The sequence below is a fragment of the Sphingopyxis sp. sgz302558 genome (genome assembly GCF_057220455.1).
This window is the reverse complement of sequence record NZ_JBXPUZ010000002.1, coordinates 192,990-208,649: the sequence shown is the minus strand read 5'-3', so window position 1 is coordinate 208,649 and position 15,660 is coordinate 192,990. Positions and strand designations below refer to the sequence as shown.

General features: G+C 62.7%; 16 protein-coding genes and 1 pseudogene. 14 read left to right on the top strand and 3 right to left on the bottom strand.

Features of this window, described 5'->3' with window-relative positions; translation table 11 throughout:
* The first annotated feature begins 10 nt into the window (after positions 1 to 10).
* From AC2TC0_RS06275 to AC2TC0_RS06250, 6 genes are all read left to right on the top strand, one after another.
* Positions 11 to 757, top strand: coding sequence for an alpha/beta hydrolase (locus AC2TC0_RS06275; RefSeq protein WP_484716662.1), 747 nt, complete (start codon positions 11 to 13; stop codon positions 755 to 757).
* Between the two features lie 20 nt (positions 758 to 777).
* Complete coding sequence (locus AC2TC0_RS06270) at positions 778 to 1,209, top strand: acyl-CoA thioesterase (RefSeq protein ID WP_484716661.1); 432 nt, start codon at positions 778 to 780, stop codon at positions 1,207 to 1,209.
* Between the two features lie 115 nt (positions 1,210 to 1,324).
* On the top strand, positions 1,325 to 1,762 hold the full coding sequence (locus AC2TC0_RS06265) for a VOC family protein (protein ID WP_484716660.1): 438 nt from the start codon (positions 1,325 to 1,327) through the stop codon (positions 1,760 to 1,762).
* A gap of 2 nt (positions 1,763 to 1,764) precedes the next feature.
* Complete coding sequence (locus tag AC2TC0_RS06260; RefSeq protein ID WP_484716659.1) at positions 1,765 to 2,160, top strand: VOC family protein; 396 nt, start codon at positions 1,765 to 1,767, stop codon at positions 2,158 to 2,160.
* Complete coding sequence (gloB, locus tag AC2TC0_RS06255) at positions 2,150 to 2,875, top strand: hydroxyacylglutathione hydrolase (protein WP_484716658.1); 726 nt, start codon at positions 2,150 to 2,152, stop codon at positions 2,873 to 2,875. Before AC2TC0_RS06260 ends, gloB begins: the two co-directional genes overlap by 11 nt.
* 64 nt (positions 2,876 to 2,939) lie before the next feature.
* On the top strand, positions 2,940 to 3,389 hold the full coding sequence (locus AC2TC0_RS06250; RefSeq protein ID WP_484716657.1) for a hypothetical protein: 450 nt from the start codon (positions 2,940 to 2,942) through the stop codon (positions 3,387 to 3,389).
* A 104-nt stretch (positions 3,390 to 3,493) separates the two neighbouring features.
* Here AC2TC0_RS06250 and AC2TC0_RS06245 read toward each other — a convergent pair whose 3' ends face one another.
* The 3 genes from AC2TC0_RS06245 to AC2TC0_RS06235 all read right to left on the bottom strand — a co-directional run bounded on the left by AC2TC0_RS06245 (position 3,494) and on the right by AC2TC0_RS06235 (position 8,274).
* Entirely contained in the window at positions 3,494 to 5,326 is a 1,833-nt protein-coding gene (locus tag AC2TC0_RS06245) for an AMP-dependent synthetase/ligase (RefSeq protein WP_484716656.1), read from the bottom strand.
* A gap of 145 nt (positions 5,327 to 5,471) precedes the next feature.
* On the bottom strand, positions 5,472 to 7,169 hold the full coding sequence (gene ggt / locus AC2TC0_RS06240; protein WP_484716655.1) for a gamma-glutamyltransferase: 1,698 nt from the start codon (positions 7,167 to 7,169) through the stop codon (positions 5,472 to 5,474).
* Positions 7,170 to 7,209: 40 nt separating this feature from the next.
* Complete coding sequence (locus tag AC2TC0_RS06235; RefSeq protein WP_484716654.1) at positions 7,210 to 8,274, bottom strand: quinone-dependent dihydroorotate dehydrogenase; 1,065 nt, start codon at positions 8,272 to 8,274, stop codon at positions 7,210 to 7,212.
* A gap of 66 nt (positions 8,275 to 8,340) precedes the next feature.
* Here AC2TC0_RS06235 and AC2TC0_RS06230 point away from each other — a divergent pair, with 66 nt between their 5' ends.
* The 8 genes and pseudogenes from AC2TC0_RS06230 to AC2TC0_RS06195 form a co-directional block, all read left to right on the top strand.
* The gene (locus AC2TC0_RS06230; RefSeq protein WP_484716653.1) at positions 8,341 to 10,158 is read left to right on the top strand and encodes a DUF885 domain-containing protein; all 1,818 of its coding nucleotides are present in this window, start codon (positions 8,341 to 8,343) and stop codon (positions 10,156 to 10,158) included.
* Positions 10,159 to 10,548: 390 nt separating this feature from the next.
* The gene (locus tag AC2TC0_RS06225; RefSeq protein WP_484716652.1) at positions 10,549 to 11,409 is read left to right on the top strand and encodes an AraC family transcriptional regulator; all 861 of its coding nucleotides are present in this window, start codon (positions 10,549 to 10,551) and stop codon (positions 11,407 to 11,409) included.
* A gap of 391 nt (positions 11,410 to 11,800) precedes the next feature.
* The gene (locus AC2TC0_RS06220) at positions 11,801 to 12,301 is read left to right on the top strand and encodes an RrF2 family transcriptional regulator (RefSeq protein WP_484716651.1); all 501 of its coding nucleotides are present in this window, start codon (positions 11,801 to 11,803) and stop codon (positions 12,299 to 12,301) included.
* The gene (gene sufB, locus AC2TC0_RS06215) at positions 12,298 to 13,776 is read left to right on the top strand and encodes a Fe-S cluster assembly protein SufB (protein ID WP_484716650.1); all 1,479 of its coding nucleotides are present in this window, start codon (positions 12,298 to 12,300) and stop codon (positions 13,774 to 13,776) included. The genes AC2TC0_RS06220 and sufB overlap by 4 nt, the downstream gene beginning before the upstream one ends.
* On the top strand, positions 13,776 to 14,096 hold the full coding sequence (locus AC2TC0_RS06210) for a hypothetical protein (protein ID WP_484716649.1): 321 nt from the start codon (positions 13,776 to 13,778) through the stop codon (positions 14,094 to 14,096). Before sufB ends, AC2TC0_RS06210 begins: the two co-directional genes overlap by 1 nt.
* 2 nt (positions 14,097 to 14,098) lie before the next feature.
* A complete protein-coding gene (gene sufC, locus AC2TC0_RS06205; protein WP_484716648.1) occupies positions 14,099 to 14,926 on the top strand; it encodes a Fe-S cluster assembly ATPase SufC in 828 nt (275 codons plus the stop codon).
* A gap of 2 nt (positions 14,927 to 14,928) precedes the next feature.
* A complete protein-coding gene (locus AC2TC0_RS06200) occupies positions 14,929 to 15,315 on the top strand; it encodes a hypothetical protein (protein ID WP_484716647.1) in 387 nt (128 codons plus the stop codon).
* Positions 15,312 to 15,660 (top strand): annotated as a pseudogene (locus tag AC2TC0_RS06195) (SufD family Fe-S cluster assembly protein); the annotation flags it as partial. The gene AC2TC0_RS06200 and the pseudogene AC2TC0_RS06195, both read left to right, overlap by 4 nt.

Below are 15,660 nucleotides of genomic sequence, written 5' to 3'. Positions count from 1 at the left end.
AACGGGGCTCATGACCGCGCCCCCGCCCAGTTTGCACCCCCGCCCCGACCGCCCGGCGCTCGCCTATCATCACTTGCTTGGAAGCACGCCGACGGTGGTGTTCCTGCCCGGATATATGTCCGACATGGCAGGCAGCAAGGCACAGGCGCTGATGGCGGATTGCGCCGCGCGCGGTCAGGCGTGCTTGCTGTTCGATTATGCCGGGTGCGGATTGTCGGCAGGGCGCTTTGGCGACCAGACATTGATCGACTGGCGCGACGATGTGCTGGATTTGATTGCGGCGCGCGTGGTGGGGCCGGTAGTGCTGGTCGGCAGTTCGATGGGCGGATGGGTGATGCTGCTCGCCGCGCTGGTGCTGTCGTCCGAACGGCTGGCGGGGCTAGTCGGCATCGCCGCCGCGCCCGATTTTACCGACTGGGGCTTCACCGATGCCCAAAAGGCGATCATCCAGACCGAAGGGGTGCTGTTACAGGACACCCCCTATGGCGACCAGCCCTATGTTACCACGCGCGCGCTGTGGCAGTCGGGGGAGGCAAACCGGTTGCTGGATGGTGCGCCCATCCCCCTCGCCTGCCCCGTCCACTTGCTCCATGGCCAGCGCGACGATGATGTGCCGTGGGACATTGCGTTGCAGCTGGCGGCGGCGCTGGCCAGCGATACGGTGACGGTGACGTTGATCAAGGACGGCGATCACCGGCTGTCGCGCGATGCCGACATAGGCTTGCTGCTGGCAACCGTGGCTGGCATGGGTCGCTGACCAGTTTTCAGGGGACCAATATGCCGCGCGCCGATTTCAAATTCAGCCAGAAAAAGCGCGTCCGCTATGCCGAGATTGATGCGCAGGCGGTGGTGTTCAACAGCCGTTACCTGGAATATTTCGACATCGGCATCACCGAATATTGGCGCGCGGTCGGCATGTATGATGGCGAGCAGAAGCACGCCGAATTCCATGTCGCGCGCGCCGAGGTGGATTACAAAGCCCCGATCCTGCTCGACGAGGAAATCGACATTTGCGTGCGGTGCAGCCGTATCGGGCGCAGCTCGATGACATTTCTGTTCGAGCTGCATGGCGCCGGCCGCGATGACCTGCGTGCCACCGGCATGGAAGTATCGGTGCATGTCAGCGAGGCGCGCGGGCCATCGACGCCCGTGCCGGATGCGGTCGTGGCGATGTTCGAGAATTATGAGGGGCAGGCGCTCAGAATCTAGTTGTCATTGCGAGCGCAGCGACCCAATCTAGGGCCAGCGTAAACCACCTTGGATTGCTTCGCTGTGCTCGCAATGACGGGTTTAATTTGCGCCGCAGGGCACTATACTCCAGCCCATGGCCAAATATCTGCACAGCATGATCCGCGTCAGCGATCCCGATGCGACGGTGCGCTTTTTCAATCTCATCGGGCTTGAAGAAGTGCGGCGGTTCGACAGCCAAGCGGGGCGCTACACGCTTATTTTTCTCGCTTGCCCGGGGCAGGAAGGCGTGGCGGAGGTAGAGCTGACCTATAACTGGCCACCCGCCGACGGCGGCGCACCTGAGGCCTACACCGGTGGGCGTAATTTTGGCCACCTCGCCTACCGCGTCGAGAACATCTACGACACGTGCCAGCGGCTGATGGACGCAGGAATCACCATAAACCGCCCACCGCGCGATGGGCATATGGCGTTCGTACGATCGCCCAACGGTATTTCGGTCGAGCTGTTGCAGGACGGCCAATTGCCGCCGCAAGAACCCTGGGTGTCCATGCCCAATACGGGCGCGTGGTAGCAATGGCGAAGATTACTGGACTGGGCGGGATATTCTATAAGGTAGCGGACCCGAAGGCGACGCAGGCCTGGTATCAACGCTATCTGGGCATTGGCGGGCCATGGGGGGCGAATCTGGCCTGGTCGGGCGAGGCGCAGGAGGATCCCTATTCGGTCCTGTCGCCCTTTGGACAGGACAGCGACTATTTTGCCCCCAGCACCGCCGCCTTCATGATCAATCTGCGCGTCGATGATTGCGATGCGATGGTCGCCAAATTGCGCGGCGAAGGGATTGAGATTTTGGGCGAGCAGGCTGAGGAATATGGCAAATTCGCCTGGATCGTCGACTGCGACGGCATCAAGATCGAGCTGTGGGAACAGTCGGGGCCAGCTCCGACGGAGGACAGCGATGGCGCTTGAAATCGTCCGCATTCCGGTGCTGAGCGACAATTATGTCTGGCTGGTGCACGAACCGGTCAGCGGCGCGACGGCGGTGGTCGATCCGGCTGTAGCCGAACCGGTGCTGGACGCTGCGGCGGCGCGCGGGTGGACGATCAGCGATATCTGGAACACCCATTGGCACCCCGACCACACCGGCGGCAACGCGGCGATCAAGGCGGCAACCAGCTGCACTATCACTGGGCCCGTCGCCGAAGCCGCGAGAATTCCGTCGCTGGAACGGCTGGTCGCGGGCGGCGACACGGTGATGCTAGGCAGTGTTGCGGCGCAAGTGTGGGACGTACCAGCGCACACTGCGGGGCATATCGCTTATCATTTCGCCGATGATGCCGCGATCTTTGTCGGCGACACCATGTTCGCAATGGGCTGTGGCCGTCTGTTCGAAGGCACGGCGGAGCAGATGTTCGCCAATATGCAGGCGCTGGGCGCGCTGCCGGACGATACACGCGTCTATTGCGCACACGAATATACGCTGTCGAACGCACGCTTTGCTGTGACGGTCGAGCCAGACAATGGCGCGCTGGCAGCGCGGCTGGCCGAGGTGGAGGCGATGCGGTCACGTGGGGAGGCGACGGTGCCGACCAGCATCGGTGCCGAACGAGCGACCAACCCGTTTTTGCGCGCGGCGACCGCCGAACGGCTGGGCGAAATTCGCGCACTAAAGGATGCGGCCTAGGCGGGCTTCAGCACCGGTTCAGCATAGCGCACGCAGACTGGGCGCACAGCACAGGAGATGGGTCATGACGCGAAGATTTTTGACCGCAATTGGGAGCGCGACCACCGCAGCGCTGTTGGCCGGGTGCGCCCCCAGCGGCGGATCGGCCGAACCCCGCGCCGAGGCGCTGACGCCCAAGCAGATGGAAATTCTTGACAAACAGCTGGCGGGCAAAGTGGCGGGCGCGCCGGTCAACTGCCTGAACGCCAACAGCCGTAGTTACCAGACGATCCGCGTGTCGGACGACATCCTGCTCTACCGCGCGTCAGGCAATCTGGTGTACCGCAACCAGCTGAAGGGCAGTTGCCCCGGGCTGGCGCGCGACAATGACATCATGGTCATTCGCAGCTACGGTACTGGCACCTGCAAGGGCGATTTCTTCCATCTGGTCGACCGGACCAGCGGCATCCGCGGGCCGACCTGTGTGTTTGGCGAATTTGTGCCGTACCGGAAGGCAGCCGAGGCGGGGCGGTAGGTTAGCAACGCTCTCGTCGTCCCGGACTTAATCCGGGACAACGCGCGAATCGTGGCTTGTTGTCCTGGATCAAATCCGGGACGACGACAGTTTGGCTGTATCTTTCACCCCGCCCCATAAAGCGCTGCAATCCGTGCGCCATAAACCTCGCGCAGCACGTGGCGGCGAATTTTCATTGACGGGGTCATCTGTTCATTTTCGATAGTGAAGGCTTCGTCGGCGAAGTCGAATTTGCGCACCTTTTCAATGACCGACAATTGTTCGTTAACGCGGTCGACTGCAGCGCGAACGGCAGTGCGGAACTTGTCATGTTCACGCAGCAGCGCATAATCATGCGGAAGCCCATTGGCCTCGGCCCATTCGTTCATCCATTCGGGATCGGGCATGATGATACCGACCAGGTGCGGGCGCTTGTCGCCATAAACCATCGCCTGCAAAATTTCGGGTTGGAGCGTGAGCATGCCCTCAACCCGCTGCGGCGAGACATTGTCGCCCTTGTCGTTGACGATCAGGTCCTTTTTGCGGTCGGTGATGACGATGCGCCCGGCTTCGTCAATATGGCCGATGTCACCCGTATGCAGCCATGGGCCCTTGGCGGGTTCGGCAGGATCAGGGATGAGCACGCGCGCGCTTTCGGCTTCGTTGCGCCAATAGCCGTGCATGACGAGTTCGCCGCGCACCAATATCTCGCCGTCGTCGGCGATGCGCACCTCGGTGTTCATCAGCGGCGGGCCGACGGTGTCCATCTTGATGCCCACGCTAGGGCGGTTGCAGCTGATCACCGGACCTGCCTCGGTCTGGCCATAGCCTTGCAGCAGGGTCATGCCGATCGAGTGGAAAAAGACGCCGATATCGGGGTTTAGCGGCGCGCCGCCAGAGACCAGCGCCTTCAGCCGCCCGCCGAATTTCTGCTGGATTTTGGGGCGGAACATGCGGTCAAGCAATTTGTCGAGCGGGCGGTCGAGCAGCCCCATGCGGCGATCGTAATCCTTGGCGCCGACGCGCATCGCCTGTTTCAGCATGAAGTTGGCGAGCTTGCCCTGTTTCTCAACGCTCTTGATCATGCGCGCGCGGATGACTTCGAACAGACGCGGGACCACCACCATGATGGTCGGACGCGTCTCTTCGATGTTCGAGACGAGCTTTTCGAGGCCCTCGCTGTAATAAATTTGCGCGCCGACCATGATGGGCAGGAACTGGCCACCCGAATGTTCATAGGCGTGGCTGAGCGGTAGAAAGGACAGGAACGCCTCTTCATCACCGATACCGAAATCATTGACCAGCACTTCAGCTGCGCCTGCTGCATTGTGGAGGATGGCACCGTGGTGCTGCATTACACCGCGCGGCGCGCCGCCAGTGCCGCTGGTGTAGATCAGGCAGGCTAGATCGCTGCGTTGCATCGCTTTGCCGCGCGCCACCGCCGTATCGAGCCATGCCGCGCCGCCGGTAACGAGCGGGGCCCAGTCGTGCACCGCGACATCGCCCTGCTGGCCGACGCGAAGGCTTTCCATCGTGATGACGATGCTTGCGTCCGAGCGGGTGACGGCGGGCATCAGGCTGCGTGCCAGTTTGGCGGTCGACACGATGACGGCGCGAGCGCCGCTGTTGTCCAGAATGTGCTGGTGATCGCGTTCGGTGTTGGTGGTATAGGTCGGCACGGTAACGCATCCCGCGGCCATGATGCCAAGATCCGCAATGCACCATTCTGGGCGGTTTTCGCTGACAAGGACCACCCGGTCGCCGTCCTTCAGCCCCAGTTCGCGCAAATTATGGGCGAGCGCGGCGACCTGATTGGCGACCTGCCGCCAGCTTAAGGGCTGCCAGACGCGGTCAGACTTGCGCCACAGAAAGGGAGACTCGCCGCCCTTTTCCGCGCGATCGAAAAACATCGCGACCAGACTGGGAAACTGATCGAGGTGTGGGTTGGTGAGTTTCATATTTTTCTGCTCTCCCGGGCAGCAATTTTACTACACCGTAGCCCTGATCCTGTCGAAGGGCGTGGCACTCGAACAAGCCGGTGTCTACGCTTTTGACACGTGCTTCGACAAGCTCAGCACTATGGTGACTATTGTCTGATCGACCCTATCCTTGCGGTGGGGCGTCGTCGACTGCCGAACTGCCGGGGCCGCGAGGATCGGCGGCACCGCGCCATGCGTCGCCAACCCGTTCAGCAGCGTTAAGTTTCGAGCCGAGGTCGGTAGGAGTGACGCTGTAGCCAAAGGGCTTCATCTTTTCCGCGAGTGCCTTGCCCGTAGCGCTATCTTCGATCAGCACGCCGCCGCGGCCGAAATAGAGGTTGGGCAATTTGATCGCCTCCTCCGCCGACAGTCCCCAATCGAGTACGCCGATCAGTGTCTTTGTGACGTGCATGATGATGCGCTTGCCCCCCGCCGAGCCGACCGCGAGGATGACTTTGCCGTCGGGGCCGTAAACGATGGTCGGCGACATGGAGGACAATGGGCGCTTGCCAGGTGCCACGCGGTTGGCGGCCGGTGCGCCATCGCGTGCGTTGACCGGGCTGTGATCGAAATCGGTGAGTTCGTTGTTGAGGAAATAGCCATTGGCGATCAGATGGCTGCCGAACACGCTTTCGATGGTCGAGGTGTAGCTGGCGACATTGCCATATTTATCGGTGGCGACGAAGTGGGTGGTGCCGCTTTCCGCGACTGGGCCCGATCGGGTGCGCGCGGGCGCACCGGGGGGCGTGCCGGGGGTGTAGGCCCCTGCCCCGCCGAAGGGAGAAATCGCTTGCGCGCGGCCCGCGAGATAGGCTTTGTCGAGCAGGCCCTTCACCGGCACGTCGACGAAATCGGCATCGCCGAGGTAGGTTTCGCGGTCGGCATAGGCGAGCTGCATCGCCTCCGCGAGCAAGTGCCAGCTCATCGGACTGTCCTTGCCCATCGCCTTCATGTCAAAGCCCTCGAGCATGCCAAGGATGCCGAACACCGTCGTCGCGCCGGACGAGGGCGGACCCATGCCGCAAACCCGATAGACGCGGTAAGTGGTGCAGACCGCGTCACGCGGCTTGGCCTGATAGCTGGTAAGGTCCGATGCGGTCAGCACCGCTGGATTGCGCGCGGCTTTCGCCACCGCGTCGCTGATCGCGCGGGCATTGACCCCGGTGTAGAAGGCTGCGGGTCCCCGTTTGGCCACGTCGCGCAATAGCGCAGCATAGGCCGGGTTGCGGATGCGCGCGCCGACGGGAGCGGGTTTTCCGTCGATATAGTATAGCGAGCGCGCGGCGGGAAAATCCTTCCACAGCGGCTCGAAGCGGATCAGCCAGGTCTGCAACGCGGGCGTGACCTCAAACCCCTCGTCCGCGAGGCGGATAGCGGGCGCAAACAAATCGGCCCAAGCAAGCTTGCCCCATTGTTTGTGCGCTAGTTCGGCAAGGCGGAGGTTGCCGGGGACGCCCACCGAAAGCCCACCGGGCACGATGTCGATGAAGCCGCGCGGCTTACCGTCGGGGCCGAGGAATCGATCGGGTGTTGCGGCGGCGGGAGCGGTTTCGCGACCGTCGATGGTGGCGATCTTGTTGGTGGCCGCGTCGTGATGGACTAGAAAACCACCGCCGCCGACGCCGCTGGACTGCGGTTCGACAAGGGTCAACACCAGCATCATCGCAATGGCAGCATCGGCTGCGGTGCCACCCTTGGTCAGGATTTCCTTGCCCGCCAGCGTGGCCCGCGGATCGGCGCTGCTGGTGACGCCTTGGGCGATGGCGAATTGTGGGACGGCGAGCAGGACCGCCGCGACGAGCGCGAAGAGTTTCTTTGTCATCGTGCAACCTTGGCGCGCTGCGGCGGGCAGCGCAACCCCGTCAGCCATCGACCCCAACCGCATCGGCCACGCGCAAGAATCCATCGCGCCTCGCTAATGCTTCCAGCCCGCGCGCGATGCGGCCCGCCAGTCCCGGCCCTTCGAACACCAGCGCCGAATAGAGTTGGACCAGCGAAGCGCCGGCACGAATGCGTGTCCAGGCGTCGTCGGCGCTGGCGATGCCGCCAACACCGATCAGCGGAATCGCCCCGCCGCTGGCCCGGCGGAAATCGACCAGCCGCTGCTGCGCCAGATCGCGTAGGGGTGCGCCAGACAGGCCGCCGGTTTCCGCTGCCTGCGCGTCGGTGAGCGGCGGACGGGTGATTGTGGTGTTGCTGACGATCAGCGCATCCAGTTTGCGGTCGATGGCGACCGCAACAATATCGTCGATGTCTGCGGGCACGAGATCGGGTGCGACTTTCAGGAAAATGGGTTTGGGCACTGTTGCAGCCGCGCGGACCGCTTCAAGCAGGGCTTCGAGCGCGCCTTTATCCTGTAGCGCGCGCAGGCCCGGTGTGTTGGGCGAAGAGATATTGACGGTGATATAGTCGGCAAGCGGGGCCATCGCCGCCATGCCGCGCGCATAGTCAGCGATGCGATCCGCGCTGTCCTTGTTCGCGCCGATGTTGATGCCCAGCGGCACGGCGGGCGCGGTGCGGTGGAAGGCGGCGAGACGCCGGATCGCGGCATCCTGTCCGCCGTTGTTGAAGCCCAATCGGTTTATGACCGCCCGGTCTTTGGTCAACCGAAACACGCGCGGACGCGGGTTCCCGTCTTGCGGCAGCGGGGTGAGCGTACCGACCTCGACAAAGCCGAAGCCGAAGTGGGGCATGACGTGGGGCACGCGCGCATCCTTATCGAACCCGGGAGCGAGGCCGATGGGGTTCGGAAATGCGATGCCCGCCAGCGTCGTGGCCAAAGTTGGCGAAGTTGTCGCGCAGCGTGCACGCGGCAAGCGTTCGAGCGCTGTGATGGTCAGGCTGTGCGCGGCTTCGGCATCGCTGGCGTGGACCATGGGGCGGGCGAGCGCGAACATAGTATCGGCGAGCGTGGCGAGCAGCGTCATGGGCGGCCATTGCGCCAGCCAAGGGGCTATGGCAAGCCTGACGGCGACCGAAAGATGGAGAGATATATGTCGCCCCTGCGCCTGATCACCGTATCCACCCTGGCCCTGGCGCTCGCCGCCTGTGCGGCGCAGCAACGCGCACCGGAGAGCGCCGCCCCTGCCCCCGCTGCACCAGCGCAAGGTATTGGACTCGCTGCCTTTTTCAACGCCTATGACGCCGCGCAACTGTCCATGTCGCCGCAGTCCAAATCCTATCGCGGGGTGCGCGACGATGATTATGGGCGATGGGATAGCATCGGCGACGAGGCCGAAGTGGCGCGCGAAAAATTGCTGCAGGCGACTGCGTCGGCCATGCGGACCAGCTTTGATCCTGCCGGCCTGTCGCCCGATGAGCAGCTGTCGGTCCAGCTGTTCGACGACATTGCCAAGCGGTCGGCGTCGCTGTTCGCCTATCGCAATCACGATTATATTTTTGACCAGATGAACGGCGCGCATAGCGGTCTGCCCGCGTTCCTGATCAACATCCACCGCGTGGCCAATGAGGCCGAGGCCGAGGCCTATATCAGCAGGCTCGGCGGGCTGGGGCCGCAGATCGACGCGCTGACCGCCGAGAGCGCCAAGCGCTTCGCCGCCGGTATCCAGCCGCCGAAATGGGTCTATCCCTATGTTATCAGCGACATCGACAATCTGTCGCGGTCGGGCCGCGACATGCAATTGTCGGGACAGACTTTGCTCGACGATTTCCGCGGCAAGATCGCCAAGCTGGAAGTTACCGCCGAACGGCGGCAGGCGCTGAACATGGCCGCAGTAAAAGCGTGGAGCGAGAGCGCTGCGCCTGCCTATCGCCGCTTGCGCGCCGAGATGGAGCGACAGATGGCCGCCGCGCCGACCGACGACGGGGTGTGGCGGCTGCCCGACGGGGCAAATTATTATCGCGCGTTGCTGGCGAGCTATACCACCACCGACATGACCGCGGGCCAGATCCACGATCTGGGGCTGTCGGAAGTGAAGCGCATCCACGGCGAGATGCGCGCGATCATGACCAAGGTCGGGTTCAAGGGGACGTTGCAGGAATTTTTCACCTACGTCCGCACCGACCCCAAATTCTATCACACCAGCCGCGAGGATTATATCGCCGAGGCCGAAGCACGAATGGCGGCGATGCAGGCAAAGCTGCCCGAATATTTCGGCGTGCTGCCCAAATCGCCGCTGAGCATCAAGGCGGTCGAGGCGTTCCGCGAGAAATCGGCGGGCAAGGCCTTTTACCAGTCGCCCGCGCCCGATGGTTCGCGGCCCGGCGTGTATTACGTCAACCTGTATAATCTGCGCGACATGCCCAAAACCGAGCTGGAGGCGCTGGCCTATCATGAAGGCGTGCCGGGCCACCATTTGCAGCGCGCGGTGCAGACCGAACTGAAAGATGTGCCGCCGTTCCGCCGCTTTGCCGGCTTCACCGCCTATACCGAAGGCTGGGGCCTTTATACCGAGGAACTGGGCAAGGACATGGGCTTTTACACCGACCCCTATAGCGATTTCGGACGGCTGGGGATGGAACTGTGGCGCGCGTGCCGGCTGGTGGTCGATACCGGCATCCACGACAAGCGCTGGAGCCGCGAGAAGGCGATCCAGTATCTGAAGGACAACACGCCCAACCCCGAGGGCGATATTGTGAAGGCGATCGAGCGCTATATCGTCTATCCGGGGCAGGCGACGGCCTATACCGTCGGCAAGCTGAAAATCATGGAATTGCGCCAGCGCGCGATGGACAGGCTGGGCAAGAAATTCGATTGGCGCGGATTTCACGATGTGGTGCTGACCGGCGGGCCGATGCCGCTGGCGGTGCTCGACCGGCGCGTCGAGGCGTGGATCAAGGCGCAGGAATGACGGGATTTAGGGCTGCCGTGGCTCAATAATAGAGCGTCATTGCGAGCGTAGCGAAGCAATCCAGGGTTGTGACAAGCCCCTCTGGATTGCTTCGCTGCGCTCGCAATGACGACGGAAGCGACAGCATTAACCTCCCCCACCCCGTCCGCTTCAATTTGAAGCATTTCATCATGAAACGCGTTTCTGTCGTTTCTGTCCTATGGCGAATCAACCGGACCGTGACATTCGCCCCCTGCGACCCGGGGGGGACCAGACCGTTGGACGGTGTGGAACCTTCCACCCTCCAGCGCCCGGCGGGGGATTCCCCTGCCGGGTGTCTTTTTGCCTTTTCTTTGTTCGGCAGATGCTTATGGCTGTCGCCACGCTATGGGGCGTCGACGGGCAACGACGATGAGCGAACAACTGGGGCAACCCATCCGTTATTTTCTGCCGGACGCCGATCTGGCCGAGCTGATTTCGACCCTTTACTTCGCAGATTTGCCAGTTGCGCATTTTGACGAGCTGGAGCGTGCCGACCGGCCGCAGTTCCGCCTGCGGCTGAACAACAGCCCGGGCGAATATCATTTCGCCAATGGACTGGTATGCGAGGCGTGGGGCGCGACCATCATCGGCCCGACGACTGCGCCGGTGCGCGCCGTCTGTCATGGTCCGGTGTATGTGTGCGGTATGGGATTTATGCCGGGCGGCTGGGCGACGCTGATGGGGCCGGAAGCCGACAAGTTTACCGATCGCGCGCTGCCCGCGCACGAAGTGTTCGGCGACTGGATTTACGAAGTGGCGCAGGCGATTGCCGATGCGGATTGCGATTTGGTGCGGCTTGGCATGCTGCAGAAACTGGCGCGCGAAATGATGCGCCGCGGCGATCCCGCGCCATTGTGGTTCACCCGCACGGTGGACCAGTGGCTGATGGCCAATCTGTCGCCACAAATCGAGGACCTGATCGCCGCGACGGGCATGTCGGCGCGCTCGGTCGAGCGGATGACCAAGCGCTTTTACGGCGTGTCACCCAAGATGCTGGCGCGCAAATATCGCGCGCTGCGCGCGGCGTCGGCGCTGGCGCGCGGCGTGAAACTGGACGACGCGGCGCTGGCCGAGGCCTTTTACGACCAGTCGCACCTGATCCGCGAAGTTAAGCGCTTTGCCGGGGTGACGCCGGGACAGCTGGCGAAGCCCAGCGCCTATACCACCGCCACCACCGAGGGCCGCAACCGGCTGCGCGGCCAGGTGAGTCCGTTGATTACGGATACGTGAAATCTTCACTGTGACGGCGAAGCCGCCACGGGGAGGGTTTTTTGGGTTCACGCCGAGAACGCAGAGGAAGCAGAGACCGCAGAGATTTTGGTTTGCGGCCGGGAGGCCGCCTTCATTTCGGTCGCTGCGGCAACCACGAAGTCGCAACCGCAAGCGGCTTTCCCGGAAAGCACAATCTCTTTGCGGTCTCTGCTTCCTCTGCGCCCTCTGCGTGAAACCATTTTAATGTCGAGAGGTGCTGCCCCTCCGACGCCTGCGGGGCCACCTCCCCATGACTGCTTCGCAGTCACAAGGAGGATTTTTCGATCGCTTGCACCCAACCACCGCTTCGCCTATCTAATCGGATGAAATTGGTCTGATTGGCCAGTGAGTCGCAAAACCAAGGAAAAACATGCGCCTGTCGCAGCTTGCCGATTATGCCGTGGTGCTGATGAGCGCCGCCGCCCGCCATTGCGGCGGGACCAAGGTTAATGCGGGGACGCTGGCCGAAGAAACCGGTGTTCCGTTGCCGACGGCGCAAAAACTGGTGAGCCTGCTGACGCGCGCGGGCCTGATGACATCGACCCGCGGCACCGGCGGCGGCATTCGTCTGGCGCGGCCGGCAGCGGCGATTTCGCTGGCTGACATTATCGAGGCGGTCGAAGGACCGATTGCCATGACCGCCTGTGTCGACGAGGCGCGGCACGATTGCGCGCTGGAGGGCAATTGCCGCGTTCAGCCGCATTGGGGCGCAGTCAATGGCGCGGTGCGCGGGGCGCTGGGGGGGGTTAGTTTGAGTAGTTTGATAAAGCCCCTCCCGCTTGCGGGAGGGGTTTGGGGTGGGCCAGTGCTCATGCCCGACAGGCCCACCCCCGACCCCTCCCGCAAGCGGGAGGGGAGGATCAGCGCATGACCGACACCCCGATCAAGGACGCCGCCGCGCATGAGGCCGCCGCCAAGGTCGCCGATTATGAGCATGGCTGGGCCAGCGATATCGAGACCGACTTCGCGCCCAAGGGCCTGACCGAGGATACGGTCCGCTTCATTTCGGCCAAGAAGGACGAGCCCGAATGGATGCTCGACTGGCGGCTGAAAGCGTTCCGGATGTGGCAGACGATGACGCCGCCCGATTGGGCCAAGCTGAACGTGCCGCCGATCGATTATCAGGACGCCTATTATTACGCGGCGCCCAAGGCGAAACCCAAGCTGGGGTCGCTGGACGAGGTCGATCCCGAAATCCTGCGCGTTTATGAAAAGCTGGGCATTCCCATCGAGGAGCAGAAAGTGCTCGCGGGCGTCGAGGGCGCGCGCAAGGTGGCGGTCGATGCGGTGTTTGACAGCGTCAGCGTGGCGACCACCTTCCGCGCCGAGCTGGAACGTGCTGGCGTGATTTTCCGCAGCATTTCGGAAGCGATCAAGGAATATCCCGATCTGGTCCGCAAATGGCTGGGCAAGGTCGTGCCGATGCACGACAATTATTTTGCCACGCTCAATTGCGCGGTCTTTTCGGACGGGACCTTTGTTTACATCCCCGAAGGCGTGCGCTGCCCGATGGAGCTGTCGACCTATTTCCGCATCAATGCCGAAAATACGGGGCAGTTCGAACGCACGTTGATCGTCGCCGACAAGGGCAGCTATGTCAGCTATCTCGAAGGCTGCACCGCGCCGATGCGCGATGAAAACCAGCTCCACGCCGCCGTGGTCGAACTGGTCGCCTTGGACGATGCCGAGATCAAATATTCGACGGTGCAAAACTGGTACCCCGGCAATGCCGAGGGCCTGGGCGGCATCTATAATTTCGTGACCAAACGCGCGCTGTGCCAGGGCGCGCGCAGCAAGGTGAGCTGGACGCAGGTCGAAACGGGCAGCGCGGTGACATGGAAATATCCCAGCTGCGTGCTCAACGGCGATGACAGCGTCGGCGAATTTTATTCGGTAGCGGTGACCAACAATTACCAGCAGGCCGACACCGGCACCAAGATGATCCACAATGGCAAGCGCACGCGATCAACCATTGTGTCGAAGGGCATCAGCGCGGGGCGTTCGAACAATACGTACCGCGGGCTGGTGCGCGTGGCGCCCAATGCGGAGGGGGTACGCAATTTCACCCAGTGCGATTCGCTGCTGTTGGGGTCGGACTGCGGCGCGCACACGGTGCCCTATATCGAAGTGCGCAACCCGTCGGCGCAGATCGAGCATGAGGCGACGACAAGCAAGATCAGCGACGACCAGCTGTTTTACACGATGCAACGCGGGCTGAACGCCGAGGAAGCCGTGGCGCTGATCGTCAACGGCTTTGCCAAGGAAGTGCTCCAGCAACTGCCGATGGAATTTGCGGTGGAGGCGCAGAAGTTGCTGGGGATCAGCCTTGAGGGGAGCGTGGGGTGATGGATCGAGAGTACGAATTTCCGCTCGCGGAAGTGCAAATAAACTGGAACCCAGACGAAACCGACAAGCTACCGGCAGTCGATGTAATACGATGGGGCCATGAAGATGATGACCGATATTCAAGCACCTGGGGCGCTTGTAATGCTGACTTCTACGAAGCTCCGCTCGAAGAGAAGTTGAACATGCTGATGCGCCAGTTTGTCCACATGGCAGCTATTGACGGCGTAGACCCAAAGGCAATTCACAAGGCCTTTATGCAGATACCAGAATATCGCCGCGCGCTAGCACAGCACGGCTCAATTGACCCGGAATTGGCTTAAAAATGCTCGAAATCAATAACCTCCACGCCACCGTTGCCGACAAGCCGATCCTCAAGGGCCTCACGCTGTCCGTGGGCGCGGGCGAGATTCATGCGATTATGGGGCCCAATGGGGCGGGGAAATCGACGCTATCCTATGTGCTGGGCGGGCGGCCGGGGTATGAAGTGACCGAGGGTTCGGTGACCTTCACGCCCCCGCTCCCCGACGCAAGTCGGGGTCCAGTGGCGGATAGCGCGGAAGTTGCCGCGCTGGGCCCCGGCTTTCGCCGGGGAACCGAAGTGGACCTGCTCTCGCTCGACCCCCACGAACGCGCCGCCGCCGGGCTGTTTCTCGGTTTCCAATATCCCGTCGAAATCCCCGGCGTGTCGAACGTCCAATTTCTGCGCGAGGCGCTGAATGCGCAGCGCAAGGCGCGTGGGCAGGAGCCGCTGTCGGGCGGCGAATTCCTGAAAATCGCGCGCGCGCAGGCCGATGCGATGGGCATGGACATGGAGATGCTCAAGCGCCCGGTGAATGTCGGCTTTTCGGGCGGCGAAAAGAAGCGCAACGAGATGGTGCAGATGGGCATTATCGACCCCGCGCTCGCGATCCTCGATGAAACCGACAGCGGCCTCGATATCGACGCGCTGCGCGTGGTCGGCGACGGCATCAACCGCATCATGCGGCGGCCCGACAAGGCGGTGCTGCTGATCACCCATTACCAGCGACTGCTCGATTATGTGCGGCCCGATTTTGTCCATGTGCTGGAAGCCGGGCGCATCACGCGGACCGGCGGGCCCGAACTGGCGCTGGAGCTGGAAGAGCATGGCTATGCCGGGGTGGCGGCTTGACGATGCTCGCTGCTCTTTTCTGGTTGGTGCAGGGGCCTGCGGCAGCGCCACCAACCATTGCCAACGAAGACCCCGAGATTGTGGTGATCGCGCAGAAGCTGAAAAGCTGGCGTGGTAATTTCAAGGAGCGCAAGGGCAAGTTTGTTTGCACAACCAAGCGGTCGACCGGCGACAAATTGATCGACCAGATCGGGTGCGACGCATTGCTGAAATGCGCAGCACCCCGCGCTGCCGAAATCAGGGCCATTTTTGAAGAAAACAAGGACAAGGCGGCGCGCGAGACGCTCATGAAGCCGATAAACAACAGCATCGGTGCGTGCCTGTTCGAAACGCGCAATGATGGCATTGCTGCGCTCGCGGAAAGGCGCGCAGCGGGAGGACCGAAATGACAGCGCTGCCGACCCGCCGTGACGAGGCTTGGCGCTACAGCAATTTGGAGGCGCTGGCGCGCTCCTGGCCGCTGCCTGCGCCCGAAGCGGTGATCGTGCCGGCTGGCGGCAAGTTTGAGCGCGCCATCGTGCAGGATACGGGCGGCGTGGTGCAGATGCAGCTGAGCATTGGCAAGGGCGCAGCGGCGGCGCTTTATGTGCTGAACAGCGGCGGCGATTATGGGCGGGTCGAGCTGGACGTAACCTTGCACGAGGGCGCGGATTTCACGCTGGGCTGCGCGCAGATTGGCGGGGCCAAGCAGACGCTGGAAATCATCACCACCGTGACGCACGCCGAACCCGGCG

What these genes read in the sequence shown, in the direction of transcription:
- sufB (WP_484716650.1), top strand. Translation starts at nt 12,298, where the DNA reads ATGACCGACACCCCGATCAAGGACGCCGCCGCGCATGAGGCCGCCGCC.
- gloB (WP_484716658.1), top strand. Translation starts at nt 2,150, where the DNA reads ATGGCGCTTGAAATCGTCCGCATTCCGGTGCTGAGCGACAATTATGTC.
- AC2TC0_RS06230 (WP_484716653.1), top strand. Translation starts at nt 8,341, where the DNA reads ATGTCGCCCCTGCGCCTGATCACCGTATCCACCCTGGCCCTGGCGCTC.
- AC2TC0_RS06225 (WP_484716652.1), top strand. Translation starts at nt 10,549, where the DNA reads ATGAGCGAACAACTGGGGCAACCCATCCGTTATTTTCTGCCGGACGCC.
- AC2TC0_RS06270 (WP_484716661.1), top strand. Translation starts at nt 778, where the DNA reads ATGCCGCGCGCCGATTTCAAATTCAGCCAGAAAAAGCGCGTCCGCTAT.
- AC2TC0_RS06210 (WP_484716649.1), top strand. Translation starts at nt 13,776, where the DNA reads ATGGATCGAGAGTACGAATTTCCGCTCGCGGAAGTGCAAATAAACTGG.
- AC2TC0_RS06245 (WP_484716656.1), bottom strand. Translation starts at nt 5,326, where the DNA reads ATGAAACTCACCAACCCACACCTCGATCAGTTTCCCAGTCTGGTCGCG.
- AC2TC0_RS06200 (WP_484716647.1), top strand. Translation starts at nt 14,929, where the DNA reads ATGCTCGCTGCTCTTTTCTGGTTGGTGCAGGGGCCTGCGGCAGCGCCA.
- sufC (WP_484716648.1), top strand. Translation starts at nt 14,099, where the DNA reads ATGCTCGAAATCAATAACCTCCACGCCACCGTTGCCGACAAGCCGATC.
- AC2TC0_RS06260 (WP_484716659.1), top strand. Translation starts at nt 1,765, where the DNA reads ATGGCGAAGATTACTGGACTGGGCGGGATATTCTATAAGGTAGCGGAC.
- AC2TC0_RS06275 (WP_484716662.1), top strand. Translation starts at nt 11, where the DNA reads ATGACCGCGCCCCCGCCCAGTTTGCACCCCCGCCCCGACCGCCCGGCG.
- AC2TC0_RS06250 (WP_484716657.1), top strand. Translation starts at nt 2,940, where the DNA reads ATGACGCGAAGATTTTTGACCGCAATTGGGAGCGCGACCACCGCAGCG.
- AC2TC0_RS06265 (WP_484716660.1), top strand. Translation starts at nt 1,325, where the DNA reads ATGGCCAAATATCTGCACAGCATGATCCGCGTCAGCGATCCCGATGCG.
- ggt (WP_484716655.1), bottom strand. Translation starts at nt 7,169, where the DNA reads ATGACAAAGAAACTCTTCGCGCTCGTCGCGGCGGTCCTGCTCGCCGTC.
- AC2TC0_RS06235 (WP_484716654.1), bottom strand. Translation starts at nt 8,274, where the DNA reads ATGACGCTGCTCGCCACGCTCGCCGATACTATGTTCGCGCTCGCCCGC.
- AC2TC0_RS06220 (WP_484716651.1), top strand. Translation starts at nt 11,801, where the DNA reads ATGCGCCTGTCGCAGCTTGCCGATTATGCCGTGGTGCTGATGAGCGCC.